The organism is Pseudonocardia halophobica (genome assembly GCF_050948485.1).
GTDB classification, from domain to species: Bacteria; Actinomycetota; Actinomycetes; order Mycobacteriales; family Pseudonocardiaceae; genus Pseudonocardia; species Pseudonocardia halophobica.
In genome coordinates this window covers 4,514,078-4,528,505 of the sequence record NZ_CP192046.1, presented here as the reverse complement: position 1 = coordinate 4,528,505, position 14,428 = coordinate 4,514,078, and the positions used below count along the sequence as shown (strand labels likewise).

Here is a 14,428-nt window from a genome sequence, read left to right as displayed (position 1 = left end):
CTCTTACGCCGGACGACCGGCGTGATCGCGTTCGTCCCGATCACGGCCGCCGTTACGTCCGCCCCGGCCGGGAGCGGCCCGGATCGGCCGGGCGGGGGAGCAGCGCCTGCAGCACGCGGGCGGCGCGGGTGCCGTCCGGCTCCTCCCCGGTGATCGTGCGCAGGTAGACGTACGACTCGATCACGCGCACCAGGGTGTAGGCCAGGTCGTCGAGCGGGATCGGGCTGGCCAGCCGGACCGCCGCCGTCTCCGCCGCGGCCAGCTCGCGGACCAGGCCGACCAGCCGGGGCTGGAAACCGCCCGACGACAGCGTGAGCAGCCGCAGGGCGCACTCGCCCTCCTCCTCGAGGAACCGGCGCATGCCGCGGTGGGCGAGGGTGTCGGTGACGAACCGGCTCAGGACCGCGGCGAGGCACGACCCCGAACCGTCCGCGCCATCTGCGGCCGGCGGCTCCCGGCGCAGGGTCCGTTCCGTGAGGGACCAGACGACCTCGCACAGCAGGAGCTCGCGGGAGCCGACCCAGCGGTAGAGCGTGGCCCGGTTGACGCCCAGCTCCGCGGCGAGCGCCTGCATGTCGATCCGCTCACCCGCCTGGAACCGGCGCCGGGCCAACAGGAACGCGTCGAGCGCGCCGGGACGGGCCGCGTACCCGGCGAGGCTCCGCTGCAGCGGCGTCGATGCTCCGGCCACGGCCCCTCCGTTGACCCCGATGTGACGCGCACCATACTCTGCGACACCTGGCTGTGCTGTCGCATCGGTGCGACAGCACACCAGCGTGTCTCGTACCGCGACCGACGATCTCGACGAGGAGAGCGCCCATGACGGACGTGTCGACGCCGCACACCCCACCCGGCCGGCTGGGGGACCCCGGCCTGACGCTCGGCACGGACCCCCGCGCCGATCCGCGGATGGTCGCGGTGATGGAGAAGCTCGGGCTCCTCGACCACGCCGAGGGCGCCCCGCTGGCGCCCGACGCGGGGCGGGAGACGTTGCTGCAGTTCGTCGACGCCGTCGAGGAGGGGTTCGAGGGGCTCTTCGCCACGCTCGCCGAGGACCTGCCGCCGATCCACGGTGTGACCTCGGAGCTGCGCACGATCACCGGCGACGGCGGCCACGAGATCGGCCTGCACGTGCACCGGCCCGAGGGGTCCGAGGGCCCGCTCCCGGTGATCTACCAGGTGCACGGCGGGGGCATGGTCATGCTGGCCGCGAAGGGCGCGCTCTACACGCGCTGGCGGGACGAGCTCGCGGCGGCCGGGGCCGTCGTCGTCGGGGTGGAGTACCGCAACGGCGGCGGCGCGCTCGGCCCGCACCCGTTCCCGGCGGGGCTGGAGGACTGCGCGACCGGGCTGCGCTGGGTCGCCGACCACCTCGGCGAGCTGGGCGGCACGCACATCGTGGTCACCGGCGACTCCGGCGGCGGCAACCTCGCACTCGCCCTGCCGATCAAGGCGAAGCGGGAGGGCTGGGCGGAGGCGATCGCGGGCGTCTACGCGCAGTGCCCGTACATCCTCGGCGACTGGACCGAGGCGTCGCTGCCGTCACTGGTCGAGAACGACCGCTACTGGCTCAACCGCAGCCTGTTCCCGCTGCTCGCCGAGGTGTACGACCCGGGGGCCGGCAACGCCGCGGAGGCGACCTGCTGGCCGTACCACGCGACGGCCGAGGACCTCCGCGGCCTGCCGCCGCACGTGATCTCGTGCAACGAGCTGGACCCGCTGCGGGACGAGGGCGTCGCCTACCACCGCGCGCTGCTCGCCGCCGGCGTCCCGTCGATCGGCAAGGTCAACCTCGGGCTCTGCCACGTGGGCGAGCTGATGTTCCGGTCGGCGATGCCCGACGTCTACGCGGAGGCGGTGCGGGACGTGCTCGGGTTCGCGAGGTCGCTGGGCTGACCGTCGTCGCCTCGGGTCAGGGTGGCGAGCGCCAGCACCGCCGGGCCCGAGGCGACCACCGTCACCACGGCCATCGCGAGCGGGCTGGAGCCGGCCGTCACTCCCACACGACGACGTTGCGGCGCACCGGGACCGCGCCCGACGCCGACGCGAACAGCTCGGGAGAGCGCTCGCGGATCGCCTCGACGTCGTCGAACACCGCCCGCAGGTGCGTGCGCATCGCGGCGCGCGCACCGGCGACGTCGCCGGACAGTACTGCCTGGAGGATCTCGACGTGCTGGTCGGCGAAGCCCTCCGGCGGCGTCTCCTGCAGGCCGAGCCGGCGCGCCCGATCCAGGTGCCCCTTGGCCGAGACCACCGTCGCCCACGCGCGGCCGTGCCCGGCGAGGCGCAGCAGGCCGTGGTGGAACTCCTCGTCGAGGGCGAAGAAGTCCTCGACCGTGAGCCCGGGCCGGTGCTGCTCGTCGAGGTTGCGGCGCAGCTCCGCGACGAGCTCCGGGTCGAGCTCCGCGGGGAGGTCCTCCAGTGACGCGAGTTCCACGGCCTCGCGCAGGAACTGGGCGTCGGCGACCCGGTCCGGGTCGACCCGCGAGACGAACGACCCGACCTGCGGGAAGACCTGGACGAGGCCCTCCTCCACCAGCAGGATCAGGCTCTCCCGCACCGGGGTGCGGCTCACCCCGAGCGAGGCCGCCAGCTCGTTCTCCGAGAGCGCGGCACCGGGCGGCAGCTCGAGGGTGAGGACTTTGCGGCGCAACGTCTCGTAGACGGCGCGACGGCTGGTCCGCCGGCTGTTCGTCCGGGTCACGCGCCCACGATATCGGGTGTGGCGCGTCACTGATCGCTCCTCCGGTCCGGTCTTGCACACCTTCGCGACGGATGCTTGTATACAAGTACTGCGCGACCAGTCCTGCCGGGTGGTGCGCGCGGACCGGATCGTCCGAAGGAGTGGGACCTGGTGAGCAAGATCGAGCGGGCCGAGGTGTTCGTCGCCTCCCCGGGCCGGACGTTCGTGACGCTGCGGATCACGACGTCCGACGGGGCCGTCGGCCTCGGGGACGCGACGCTGAACGGCCGCGAGCTCGCCGTCGCGAGCTATCTGCGCGACCACCTGGTCCCCCTGCTCATCGGCAAGGACCCGGCGCGCATCGAGGACATGTGGCAGTACCTCTACAAGGGGGCCTACTGGCGCCGCGGCCCGGTCACCATGACCGCGATCTCCGCCGTCGACACCGCGCTGTGGGACGTCAAGGGCAAGGTCGCGAGCCTGCCCGTCTACCAGCTGCTGGGCGGCCGCTCCCGGGACGGCGTCCTGGTCTACTCGCACGCCAGCGGCCGGGACACGGCCGAGCTGCTCGACGACGTCGAGCGCTTCCTGTCGGTGGGCTACAAGGCCATCCGCGCCCAAGCCGCCGTGCCCGAGGTCGGCGGCACCTACGGCGTCCGCAAGGGCAAGCTCTACGAGCCCGCGGCCACCGCGCTGCCCGACGAGCAGCCGTGGGACACCGAGGCGTACCTGAACTTCGCGCCCACCTACCTCGAGGCCGTCCGCGAGCGCTTCGGCTTCGGCTTCCACCTGCTCCACGACGTCCACCACCGGCTCACGCCCCTCGAGGCGGCCCGGTTCGGCAAGGCCGTCGAGCCCTGCCGGCTGTTCTGGATGGAGGACCCGACGCCCGCCGAGAACCAGGAGGCGTTCCGGCTCATCCGGCAGCACACGACCACCCCGATCGCCACCGGCGAGGTGCTGAACTCGATCTGGGACGTCCAGACCCTGATCACCGAGCAGCTGATCGACTACGTCCGGACCACCGTCGTGCACGCGGGCGGCCTCACGCACCTGCGCCGGATCTTCGACCTCGCCGCGCTGTACGGGGTCCGCACCGGGTCGCACGGCGCCACCGACCTCTCGCCGGTGAGCATGGCCGCGGCGGTGCACCTCGACGTCGCCGTGCCGAACTTCGGCATCCAGGAGTACATGGGGCACGCCGACGAGACCCTCGAGGTCTTCCGCGGCGGCCCCACCCTCGCCGCCGGCATGCTGCACCCGACCGAGGTGCCCGGCCTCGGCGTCGAGTACGACGAGAAGGCCGCCGAGCGCTACCCGTACGAGGCCCGCTACCTGCCGGTCGCCCGCCGGCTCGACGGCTCGGTGCACGACTGGTGAGCACGCTGCTGCGTGCCGGCCTGGGCCGCGACACCCTCGCCCGGATCGCCGCCGACGCCCGCCCGCTCGTCGAGCCCGGCGCGCTGCGGCCGCGGGTCCTGCACCTCGGTCTGGGCGCCTTCCACCGCGCCCACCAGGCCGTCTACACCGAGCGCGCCGCGGCCGCCGCCGGCGAGCCGTGGGGGATCGCGGTCGTCGCGCCCCGGTCCGCGGACACCGCGGCGGCGTTGCGGGCGCAGGACTGCCTGTACTCGGTGACCGAGCGCGGCGCCGCCGGCAGCCGGACCTTCGTCGTCGGCTCGGTGGTCGAGGCCCTCGCCCTCGGCCCCGACGCCGCGCGCGTCGACGCGCTGCTCGCCGAGCCGGACGTCTCCGTCGTCACGCTGACGATCACGGAGAAGGGCCACCACCGGCGCCCGGACGGCACGCTCGACACCGCCGACCCGGCGATCGCGGCGGACCTCGCCGCGGGCCCGGACGGGGCGCGGACGGTCGTCGGCCGGCTCGCCGCCGGCCTGGCCGCCCGGATGCGGGCCGGCGCCGCGCCGATCAGCATGGTGTCCTGCGACAACATGTCCGCCAACGGCACCGCCCTGGCGGCGGTGGTCCGGGGCTTCGTCGAGGCGTCGAGCTGGCCGGACCGCGACCGCGTCCTCGAGCTGCTGGCCGCGGCCGTCACCTTCCCGTCGACGATCGTCGACCGGATCGTGCCGGCCACCACGGACGCGGACCGCGAGGCCGCCGCCGCCTCGCTCGGCGTCGTCGACGCGCTGCCGGTCGTCGGCGAGCCCTACCGGCAGTGGGTGCTCGAGGACCGGTTCGCCGGCGCGCGCCCGTCGTGGGAACGCGACGGCGCCCTGGTCGTGCCGGACGTCGCGCCCTTCCAGCTCACCAAGCTGCGGCTGCTCAACGGGGCCCACTCCGCGCTGGCCTATCTCGGCCTCGCGGCCGGGGCCACGACGATCGCCGACGCCATGGCGACGGGCTGGGGCGAGACCCTCGTCCGGACCCTGGCCGCCGAGGTCGCGCCGACCCTGCCCGCCGACGGGCCGGACCCGTCCGCGTACGCGGCGGACCTGGTCGAGCGCTTCGGCAACCCGGGGATCCGGCACCTGCTGCGGCAGATCGGCTCGGACGGCTCGCACAAGGTCCCGGAGCGCTGGCTCCCGGTCCTGCGGGAGCGACCCCGGGGAATCGGACAGAGCCCGGTGCTGGAGCTCGCCCTGGCCGGCTGGGTGCACGCCACCCGGCCGGGCCCGCAGGGCCAGCTCTTCGGCACCACCGACCCGGCCGCCGACGCCCTCGCCGCCTGCTGGCGCGACCGGGAGGGCCACGCCGACGCCGTGGCGACCGTCCGGCGACTGCTCGACGCGATCGGCGCCCCCGACCTGGCGGCGACGGACGGCCTGGTCACCGCCGTTGCCGCCCACCTTCCCGCCCTCTCCGCGGGGCGCGTCGAGCTCTGAGCAGAGCTCGACAGGACCCCCGCGAGCGACACCCCCCACCCAGCGGTCACTGAGCAACGGAGTTCACGATGACGGACAGCACGACCGACAGCACCAGGACGGAGCCCCCGGGCGTGGTCACCCGCACGACGCGCGACCTCACCAAGGCCGCCGTGTCCGGATGGCTGGGCACCGCGATGGAGTTCATGGACTTCCAGCTCTACTCGCTGGCGGCCGCCATCGTCTTCAACACGGTCTTCTTCCCGGACGTCAGCCCGGCGATCGGCCTGATCGCGGCGATGGCGACCTACGGCGTCGGGTACGTCGCGCGGCTCGCCGGCGCCATCTACTTCGGACGGATGGGCGACCGGCTGGGCCGCAAGAAGGTCCTGTTCATCACCATCCTGCTGATGGGTGTGTCGACCACGCTGATCGGCGCCCTGCCGACCTACGCGACCATCGGCATCCTCGCCCCGATCCTGCTCGTCGCGCTGCGGCTGCTGCAGGGCTTCGGCGCCGGCGCGGAGATCGCGGGCGCCACGGTGATGCTGGCCGAGTACGCCCCCGCGAAGCGCCGCGGCCTGATCTCGTCGCTGGTCTCGCTGGGCACCAACTCCGGCACGCTCGCGGCGTCCGGCATCTGGGCGATCCTGCTCGCGGTGCTCTCCGAGGAGCAGCTGGTCGAGTGGGGTTGGCGGATCCCGTTCCTGCTCAGCTTCGCCCTGATGATCTTCGCGGTGTGGCTGCGCCGGAACCTCAAGGAGAGCCCGGTCTTCGAGGAGCGGGCGGACGTCGTCGACGGCGTCGCGCTCTCGAAGGAGGAGGCCGCGTCCGAGGGTGTGCTGGAGGCGGGACTCAAGCAGCGCAAGGGCAAGGCGTTCTTCCTCGCCCTCGGGCTGCGCTTCGGCCAGGCCGGCAACTCCGGGCTGGTGCAGACCTTCCTGGTCGGCTACCTCGCCACCACCCTGCTCGTCGACCGCTCGATCCCGACCGACGCGATCGTCTACGGCTCGCTGCTCGGCTTCGCCACCGTGCCGCTCGTCGGCCTGCTCGGCGACAAGGTCGGCCGGCGCCCCGTCTACATCGGCCTGACGGTCGCGACGATGCTCGTCGCCTTCCCGGCGATGCTGCTGATCACCAGCGGGAGCGCCGTCGCGATCACGCTGGGCATGATCATCGCCCTGAACATCGGCGTGCTCGGGCTGTTCTCGATGGAGAGCGTCACGATGGCGGAGCTGTTCGGCGCCCGCACCCGCTTCACCCAGCTCGCGCTGGCCAAGGAGATCGGCGGCATCCTCGCCACCGCGATCGGCCCGGTCCTCGCGGCCTCGCTGACCGCGCTCACCGGCAGCTGGTGGCCGATCGCCGCGATGCTGGTCGTCTACTCGGCGATCACCCTCGTCTCGACCCTGCTCTCCCCGGAGACCCGCGGGCGCGACCTGGTGAAGCTGGAGGACGCGGCGTGAAGTCGGTCGTCGTCCACGGGGCCGGCGACCTGCGGGTCGACGAGCGCCCCGAGCCCGTCGCCGGGCCCGGCGAGGTCCTGGTCGCCATGGAGTGGGGCGGCATCTGCGGCTCCGACGTGGCCTACTGGAAGAACGGCGCGTCCGGCACCGCCTCGCTGACGCACCCGCTGGTGCTCGGGCACGAGGTGGCCGGCCGGGTCGCCGCGCTGGGGCCGGGGGCGACCGGCCCCGAGGTCGGCACCCCGGTCACCGTCCACCCCGCCGAGCTCGTCGGCGACGGGCACCTGCCGGACCGGATCGCCGGGCGCACCAACCTGTACCCGCACGTCCGGTACTTCGGGTCGGCGGCCTTCGACCCGCACACCGACGGCGGCTTCAGCGGCCTCCGCGCGGTCCGCGCCGAGCAGCTGCGGGCCCTGCCCACGGGCGTCGACACCCTGTCCGGCGCCCTCGCCGAGCCCCTCGCGGTGGCGATGCACGCCGTGTTCCGGGCCGGCGACCTGCGCGGACGCACCGTGCTGGTCAACGGTGCCGGTCCGATCGGCTCGCTGGTCGTGGCCGCGGCCAAGCACGCCGGGGCGGCCACCGTGGTCGCCTCGGACATCGCGGAGGTGTCCCTCGACGTGGCCTGCGCGATGGGCGCGGACGAGACCGTCGACGTCTCCGCGGCGTCCCTGCCCGACGACGTCGAGATCGTCTTCGAGGCCTCCGGCGCGCCCGCCGCGCTGGGCCCCGTGCTCCGCGCGACCGCCCGCGGCGGCACGCTCGTGCAGGTCGGCAACCTGCCGGGGGCAGCGGTCTCCGCCGCGCTCGGCGATCTGGTCACCCGTGAGATCACCTGGATCGGCTCGTACCGGTTCGTCGAGGAGATCTCCGACGCGCTCGCCGCCCTGGCCGCGGGCCTGGACGTCACCCCCGTGATCAGCCACCGGTTCCCGATCGACGCCGCCGCCGACGCCCTCGCGGTCGCCGCCGCGCCCGGGAGCAGCAAGGTCATGCTGGAGCTGTCGTGAGCCCGCGTGTGGTGACCCTCGGCGAGACGATGGCCCTGCTGAGCCCGCGGGGCCGGCTGGTCGCCGGCTCCGCCCTGACCGTCGGCATCGGCGGGGCGGAGTCGAACGTCGCCATCGGGCTGGCCCGGCTCGGCGTCGACGCCACCTGGGTCTCCCGGGTCGGCGACGACGACCTGGGCCGCGCCGTGGTGCGCGAGATCCGCGCCGAGGGAGTCCGGGTCCTCGCCGACACCGACCCGGACGCCCCGACCGGGATGATGCTCAAGGAGCTGCGGGGCGGGCGGCCGCACCGGGTGCGGTACTACCGCGCCGGCAGCGCCGCCGCGCGGCTGGCACCCGCGCACGTCGACGCGGTCGCGGACGAGATCGCCGCGGCCCGGGTGCTGCACCTGACCGGCATCACTCCGGCCCTCGGACCCGGTCCCCGCGCCGCCGTCGCCCGCGCCGTCGAGATCGCGCGGGAGGCGGGCGTGCTCGTCTCGCTCGACGTCAACCACCGCCGCACGCTCTGGTCCGACACCGAGGCCCGCGCGGCCCTGGGGAACCTGATCCCCGCCTGCGACCTGGTGCTCGCCGGGCCGGAGGAGGCGGCGCTGGTCCTGGGCCTGGACCCGGTGCCGGTCGACGCCGAGGGGGGCGCCGATCTCGCCGCCCGCCTCGCCAAGCTCGGGCCCGCCACCGCGGTGGTGAAGCTCGGCGCGCTCGGTGCCGTCGCGCACGACGGCGGCACCGCCGTCCACGCCCCGACCCGGCCGGTCGAGGTGGTCGACGCCGTCGGTGCCGGCGACGCGTTCGTCGCCGGCTACCTCGCCGAGCTCGTCGCGGACCGGCCCGTCGAGGCCGCCCTCGCGCTCGGCAACGCCGCGGGCGGCGCGGTCTGCCTGGTCCCGGGGGACTGGGAGGGGCTGCCCACCCGCGCCGACCTCGCGGCCCTGCAGGCCGATCCGCACGCCGACGTCGTCCGTTGATCACCACTCCAGGAGTGCACCCGTGACCCTGCCCGTCCGCTGCCCGGTCCTCCCGGTCGTCGTGCTCGACGACCCGGCGCAGGCGCTGCCGCTCGGCGAGGCCCTGCTCGCCGGGGGCGTCGACGTCGTCGAGATCACCTTGCGGACCGCGGCCGGCCTCGCCGGCATCCGCGCCCTGCGCGCGCTGCCGGAGCTGCACGTCGGGGCCGGATCGGTCGTGGTCCCGCGGCACGTCGACCAGGTCGTCGAGGCCGGGGCCCGGTTCGTCGTGAGCCCCGGGCTGTCCGTGTCCGTGCTCGACCGGGCCGTCGAGCTCGACGTGGCGGCCCTGCCCGGGGTGTCCGGCGCGTCGGATCTCATGGTCGCCACCGAGCGCGGGCTCACCGAGGTGAAGTTCTTCCCGGCGAACCTGCTCGGCGGCGTGGCCGGGATCCGCGCACTGGCCGCGCCCTTCCCGGGGATGACCTTCCTGCCCTCCGGCGGGGTGAAGCCGGAGAACATGGGGGACTACCTCGCGCTGCCGTGCGTCCCGGCCGTCAGCGGCAGCTGGATGGTCGACCCGGAGCTGCTCGCCGCCGGCCGGTGGGACGAGGTCACCGCCCGCGCCGCCGACGCGCTGGGACGGGCACGAGGTGCGGTGCCGGTCGGCTGACCCCTACCGGGCGCCCATGAGATGCTCGACGGCGAGCTGGTGCAGCCGGACGAACCCGTACCCGCGCTGCCCGGCCGCCTCGGCGTCGAAGTCCTCGAACGACGAGCGGTCGGCCAGGAGCTCGGCGTAGCCCTCGCCGGGCGCGAGGGTCGGTGTGGACAGCTCGGGGACGCCCGCGGTGGCGAGGGCCTCCTGTACCTCGGGGTCGGCGCGGAAGGCTGCGGCCCGTTCCTTGAGCAGCAGGTACGCCCGCATGTTGGCGGCGGCCGAGTCCCAGACACCCGTGTAGCTCTCGGTGCGCGAGGGCTTGTAGTCGAAGTGCCGCGGGCCGTCGTAGGCCGGGCCGCCGCCAGGGCCGCCGTGCTCGAGCAGGTCGACCAGCGCGAAGGCGTTGAGCAGGTCGCCGTGGCCGAACACGAGGTCCTGGTCGTACTTGATCCCGCGCTGGCCGTTGAGGTCGAGGTGGAAGAGCTTGCCCGCCCACATCGCCTGCGCGATGCCGTGGACGTAGTTCAGCCCGGCCATCTGCTCGTGGCCGACCTCGGGGTTCACGCCGACCAGCTCGGGGTGCGCGAGCTTCTCGATGAAGGCCAGCGCGTGCCCGACGGTCGGGAGCAGGATGTCGCCGCGGGGCTCGTTGGGCTTGGGCTCGAGCGCGAACCGGATGTCGTAGGCGCGGTCGAGGACGAACCCGCAGAGCAGGTCCATCGCCTCGCGGTAGCGGTCGAGCGCCGCCGCGACGTCCTTCGCCGAGTCGTACTCCGAGCCCTCGCGCCCGCCCCACAGCACGAAGGTCCGCGCGCCCAGCTCGGCGGCGAGCTCGATGTTGCGGAGCACCTTGCGCAGCGCGAACCGGCGCACCGACCGGTCGTTGCTCGTGAACCCGCCGTCCTTGAACACGGGGTGGGTGAACAGGTTCGTCGTGATCATCGGGACGGTCATGCCGGTGGCGTCGAGCGCCTCGCGCAGCCGCGTGACCTGCTTGTCGCGGGTGCCGGCGTCGGGCCCGAAGCCGAGCAGGTCGTCGTCGTGGAAGGTCAGGCCCCACGCGCCGAGCGCGGCCAGCCGCTCCACCGCCTCGACGACGTCGAGCGCGGGGCGGGTGGCCTCGCCGAAGGGGTCCCGGCCCTGCCAGCCGACCGTCCAGAGGCCGAAGGAGAAGCGGTCGGCCTGCGACGGCGTCGGTGCGGTCATCGGGCGCTCCTTCATTAGTCCAGATCACGAACTAAAGGAGGACGTTAGACCTGTGGTGGAGGCCGGGCAAGGGGGTCGAGCGTCGGTGAGTCGCGCTCTGTGCTCCCGCGAGTCGCGCTGCGGGGCTGACCGGTGGGAGGTGAGGACACGCTGCACCGAAGATCGAGCCGAGCGTGACACCTCGGTCGCCGACACGACCGCACGGTCACCCTCGCGCCGACCGCACCGCGTCACCCCGGTGAAGATCACGACGAGTGGGACGGGAGGCTCGTCGGCACGACCACACCGTCACGCTCGCTTCGATCACCCGCAGACCGACGAGCGCGGCGGGATGCGCAAGTCAGGCGGGCATGATCCGGACCGGGTCGGCGAGGACCGCGTCGACGACGCCCAGGGCGGCGCCGAGGACGGCTGCGTCGGGGCCGAGGGCGGAGGTCGTGACCGGGGGAGCGGTACCGCGCAGTGCCCCGACCTGCGCGGCGAGGGCGGCGTCGAGCCGCGGGACCAGGACCGGGCCGAGGGCGGCGAGCGTCCCGCCGAGCACGATCAGGCCGGGCGCGAGCAGGTGCACCGCGGCAGTCAGGGCCAGGGCGAGGCCGGCGGCGCCCTCGTCGACCGCCGCCCGCGCGGCGTCGCCGGCCGGGTCGCCCGCGGGGAGGTCCAGGGCGTCGAGCAGCGGCGTGAGACCGCCGTCGGGGTCGAGGCCGGCGGCGCGGAGCAGGGCGGGCAGCCCCGCGACCGTCTCCAGGCAGCCCCGGCCCCCGCAGGCGCAGGGTGCGCCGCCGGGCGCCACCACCACGTGCCCCAGCTCGCCGGCGAAGCCGTCGGCGCCCGAGTACAACCCGGACCCGACGACCAACCCGGCGCCGATGCCCACCTCGCCCGTGACCACGAGGAACGACGGGTGCCCGCTCCCGGCGCCGAGCCGGAGCTCGCCCAGCGCGGCCAGATTGGCCTCGTTGTCCACCGCCACCGGCAAGCCGGTCCGCGGCGGGAGGTCGGCGAGGTACGGGTCGAGCGGCACGTCCCGCCAGCCCAGGTTCGGCGCGGCGACGACGCAGCGGCCGTGGCCGGCGGCAGAGTGGTCGAGCAGGCCGGGGATCGCGAGCCCGGCGCCGACGAGCGTGAGCTCCTGCGCAGTCGCCCGCCGCTCGGCCTCGGCGGCCAGCGCCGCCAGCTCGTCGAACACAGCGGTGGGCGAGCGCCGGTTGGTGCCCACCTGCTCCAGCCGTACCCGTGTGCGGCCGCGGAGGTCGACGACCGCCACGGCGAGCCGGCGCGCCCCGATCTCGCACCCGAGCCCGGCCACGTGCCCGCCGTCGAGCGCCAGCCCGATGCCCGGGCGGCCCCGCTCGCCCTCGCCCGTGCGGCCCTCGGCCACCAGCAGCCGCGCCGCGACCAGCTCGCCGACCAGCGACGACACCGTGGACTTGGTCAGCCCGGTCGCCACCGCCAGCCCGGCGCGGCTGACCGTGCCCCGCCGCGCCACCTCGCCCAGCACCACGCCCAGGTTGTGGTCCCGCATGCTGCGGTGCCGCATCGCGGGGGCGACGGCCGGACGGTCGGTCATGGGCGCATCCTGCCCTGTCGTGCCGCGGCGCGGGGTCGCCCTGCCCGGGTCAGCCTGCGCGACGCCGGACGATCGCCTCCTGCGCCACGGTGGCGACGAGCCGGCCCGACCGATCGAAGAAACGCCCATGGCACAGCGCCCGGCCGTCCGCCGCCCAGCTGCTGTCCTGCTCGTAGCAGAGCCAGTCGTCGGCGCGGACTGCGCCGTGGAACCACACGGCGTGGTCGAGGCTGGCCGCGGTGACGTCCGGGGCTCCGAACATGGTCGCGTGCGGGGCCAGCGCGGTGGAGAGCAGCATCATGTCCGACGCGTAGGCGACCACGCAGTGGTGGAACAGCGGGTCGGCGGGGAGGGGCTCGCGGGTGCGCACCCAGAAGCGGTGGTGGGGCGGTGCCGCCTCGCCCCGGTGGGCGGCGCTGCGCGGCAGCTCGCCCTCGAACCGGAGGTCGACCGGGTGCAGCCGGTCGAGCCGCGTCCACCAGCTGCGCACGGTCTCGTCGGCCCCGGCGACCTGCTCCACGGGCGTCGGGAGGTCCGCCGGATCGGTCACGTCGGTGGTCAGCCGGGGCACCTGGTGCGCCCAGCCCTCCTGCGGTACCTCGAACGAGGCGGTGAGCAGGAAGATCTCCTTGCCGTGCTGCTCGGCGACGACCTGCCGGAGGCTGACGGTGGCCCCATCGCGCACGGGCGTGACCTGGAAGCGGGTGGCCGCGGCGGCGTCGGCGGGGCGCAGGAAGTGGCCGTGGATCGAGTGGACCGAACGGCCGGGCCCCACGGTCGACCCGGCGGCCCGCAGCGCCCGGCCGACGACGACGCCGCCGAACCCCCGCTCGACCAGCCCCTCCTGGCCGGCAGCTTCGTAGCGGTCCGGCCCGCTGGGGTGGACGTCCAGCAGGGTCCCGACGGCCGTCGCTCCAGGCGCGATCTCGAGCTCGGTCACGAACGGAGTCTGCGTTCCCGCGGCACTCCGGCGGATCTTCCGTGGCCCAGCTCACAGCCCCACCTCACAGCGCGCACCTCGCGCCCATCCCACACCGCCCACCTCACAGCATGTTCAGCATGTTCAGCTCGTACGTCTCCCGCTGGCGCTCCCGCGTGTGCTGCGCGGGGGTCGTCGGTGGGTAGCGGTCCGGCTGCCCGGGACGGCGGCAGGTCGGGATGGTGATGACCTCGGCGTCCGGGCGGCCGGAGAAGAAGAACGGCATCGAGTAGCGCTCGGCCCCGGACGTGTTGACGACCCGGTGCAGCGTGGAGCGGTAGAGGTCGTCGGTCCAGCGCGCCATGAGATCGCCGAGATTGACGACGAACGTGCCCGGGATCGGGGCGGCGTGGATCCAGCCCTCGTTCTCGTCGAGGACCTGCAGGCCGCCGTTCTCGTCCTGGGCGAGCAGGGTGATGCCGCCCCAGTCGGTGTGCGCCGCGCCCTTCTCGCCCGGCCGCGGGTTCGGCGGCTGCGGCGGGTAGTGCAGGATCCGCAGCGTCGGGGTCGGCTCGGCGCAGAAGTCGCGGAACCAGTCCTCGGGCAGGTCGAGCGAGAGCGCGAGGCCGTCCATCAACAGCGTCGCGACCTCGGTCATCCGGCGGTGGTACTCCGTGAGGATCTCGCGGAACTCCGGGCGCGCGGGCCACAGGTTGGGGCCGAAGCCCACACCGGCGTCGCCCTCGGGCACGGTGCCGTCGGAGCGCGCCTCACGGCCCAGGTAATAGCCCTCCTTGAGGTCCGGCGGCGCGCCGGCCTCGAGGGTCTGGCCGCAGACGTCCTCGTGGCCGCGGCCGTAGTTGTCCTTCGTCATCGCGACCCGCCGCTTCTCCGCCGCGGGCAGCGCGAAGAAGGTGCGGGCCTCATCGAACGCGGCCTCGAGCAGCGCAGGCTCGATGCCGTGCCCGGAGACGTAGAAGAAGCCCTTGTCGACGCAGGCCGCGCGCAGCGCGCGGCCGACGGCAGCGCGCGCCCCGGGGTCGTCCGTGCGCAGGCCGGAGATGTCGACGACGGGCAGGGCGCTGGTCTCGACGGTGCGTGCGCCGAGCTCGGCGGACCGGGTCATGGTTCCTCCGTG

The 14,428-nt window shown here is 74.6% G+C and carries 13 protein-coding genes; 7 read left to right on the top strand and 6 right to left on the bottom strand.

From position 1 onward, the window contains the following. Nucleotides 1-52: 52 nt before the first annotated feature. Nucleotides 53-691 (bottom strand): QsdR family transcriptional regulator, encoded by a 639-nt coding sequence (locus ACQP04_RS21475; protein ID WP_433502349.1) that lies wholly within the window; start codon nt 689-691, stop codon nt 53-55. Nucleotides 692-819: 128 nt separating this feature from the next. Here ACQP04_RS21475 and ACQP04_RS21470 point away from each other — a divergent pair, with 128 nt between their 5' ends. Beyond that, on the top strand, nt 820-1,896 hold the full coding sequence (locus ACQP04_RS21470) for an alpha/beta hydrolase (protein WP_433502348.1): 1,077 nt from the start codon (nt 820-822) through the stop codon (nt 1,894-1,896). A gap of 97 nt (nt 1,897-1,993) precedes the next feature. Here ACQP04_RS21470 and ACQP04_RS21465 read toward each other — a convergent pair whose 3' ends face one another. Beyond that, a complete protein-coding gene (locus ACQP04_RS21465) occupies nt 1,994-2,704 on the bottom strand; it encodes a GntR family transcriptional regulator (RefSeq protein ID WP_433502347.1) in 711 nt (236 codons plus the stop codon). A gap of 150 nt (nt 2,705-2,854) precedes the next feature. Here ACQP04_RS21465 and manD point away from each other — a divergent pair, with 150 nt between their 5' ends. The 6 genes from manD (at nt 2,855) to eda (ending at nt 9,607) form a co-directional block, all read left to right on the top strand. Next, nucleotides 2,855-4,063 carry a D-mannonate dehydratase ManD gene (gene manD, locus ACQP04_RS21460; protein ID WP_433502346.1) on the top strand — a complete coding sequence of 403 codons (1,209 nt, stop codon included), beginning with the start codon at nt 2,855-2,857 and terminating at the stop codon, nt 4,061-4,063. Continuing rightward, entirely contained in the window at nt 4,060-5,529 is a 1,470-nt protein-coding gene (locus ACQP04_RS21455; protein WP_433502345.1) for a mannitol dehydrogenase family protein, read from the top strand. The genes manD and ACQP04_RS21455 overlap by 4 nt, the downstream gene beginning before the upstream one ends. A 68-nt stretch (nt 5,530-5,597) precedes the next feature. Next, nucleotides 5,598-6,974 (top strand): MFS transporter, encoded by a 1,377-nt coding sequence (locus ACQP04_RS21450; protein ID WP_433502344.1) that lies wholly within the window; start codon nt 5,598-5,600, stop codon nt 6,972-6,974. Then, on the top strand, nt 6,971-7,987 hold the full coding sequence (locus ACQP04_RS21445) for an L-idonate 5-dehydrogenase (protein WP_433502343.1): 1,017 nt from the start codon (nt 6,971-6,973) through the stop codon (nt 7,985-7,987). Before ACQP04_RS21450 ends, ACQP04_RS21445 begins: the two co-directional genes overlap by 4 nt. Beyond that, nucleotides 7,984-8,955 (top strand): sugar kinase, encoded by a 972-nt coding sequence (locus tag ACQP04_RS21440; protein WP_433502342.1) that lies wholly within the window; start codon nt 7,984-7,986, stop codon nt 8,953-8,955. Before ACQP04_RS21445 ends, ACQP04_RS21440 begins: the two co-directional genes overlap by 4 nt. Nucleotides 8,956-8,977: 22 nt before the next feature. After that, the gene (gene eda / locus ACQP04_RS21435; RefSeq protein WP_433502341.1) at nt 8,978-9,607 is read left to right on the top strand and encodes a bifunctional 4-hydroxy-2-oxoglutarate aldolase/2-dehydro-3-deoxy-phosphogluconate aldolase; all 630 of its coding nucleotides are present in this window, start codon (nt 8,978-8,980) and stop codon (nt 9,605-9,607) included. A 3-nt stretch (nt 9,608-9,610) separates the two neighbouring features. On the opposite strand, the gene xylA is transcribed toward eda, so the two are convergent. The 4 genes from xylA to ACQP04_RS21415 all read right to left on the bottom strand — a co-directional run bounded on the left by xylA (nt 9,611) and on the right by ACQP04_RS21415 (nt 14,416). Next, on the bottom strand, nt 9,611-10,801 hold the full coding sequence (xylA, locus tag ACQP04_RS21430; RefSeq protein ID WP_433502340.1) for a xylose isomerase: 1,191 nt from the start codon (nt 10,799-10,801) through the stop codon (nt 9,611-9,613). Nucleotides 10,802-11,141: 340 nt separating this feature from the next. Then, nucleotides 11,142-12,371 carry an ROK family transcriptional regulator gene (locus ACQP04_RS21425; protein ID WP_433502339.1) on the bottom strand — a complete coding sequence of 410 codons (1,230 nt, stop codon included), beginning with the start codon at nt 12,369-12,371 and terminating at the stop codon, nt 11,142-11,144. A gap of 49 nt (nt 12,372-12,420) precedes the next feature. Then, on the bottom strand, nt 12,421-13,311 hold the full coding sequence (locus ACQP04_RS21420) for an acyl-CoA thioesterase (protein ID WP_433502338.1): 891 nt from the start codon (nt 13,309-13,311) through the stop codon (nt 12,421-12,423). 103 nt (nt 13,312-13,414) lie between these two features. Beyond that, on the bottom strand, nt 13,415-14,416 hold the full coding sequence (locus tag ACQP04_RS21415) for an isopenicillin N synthase family dioxygenase (RefSeq protein ID WP_433502337.1): 1,002 nt from the start codon (nt 14,414-14,416) through the stop codon (nt 13,415-13,417). Nucleotides 14,417-14,428 lie beyond the last annotated feature (12 nt).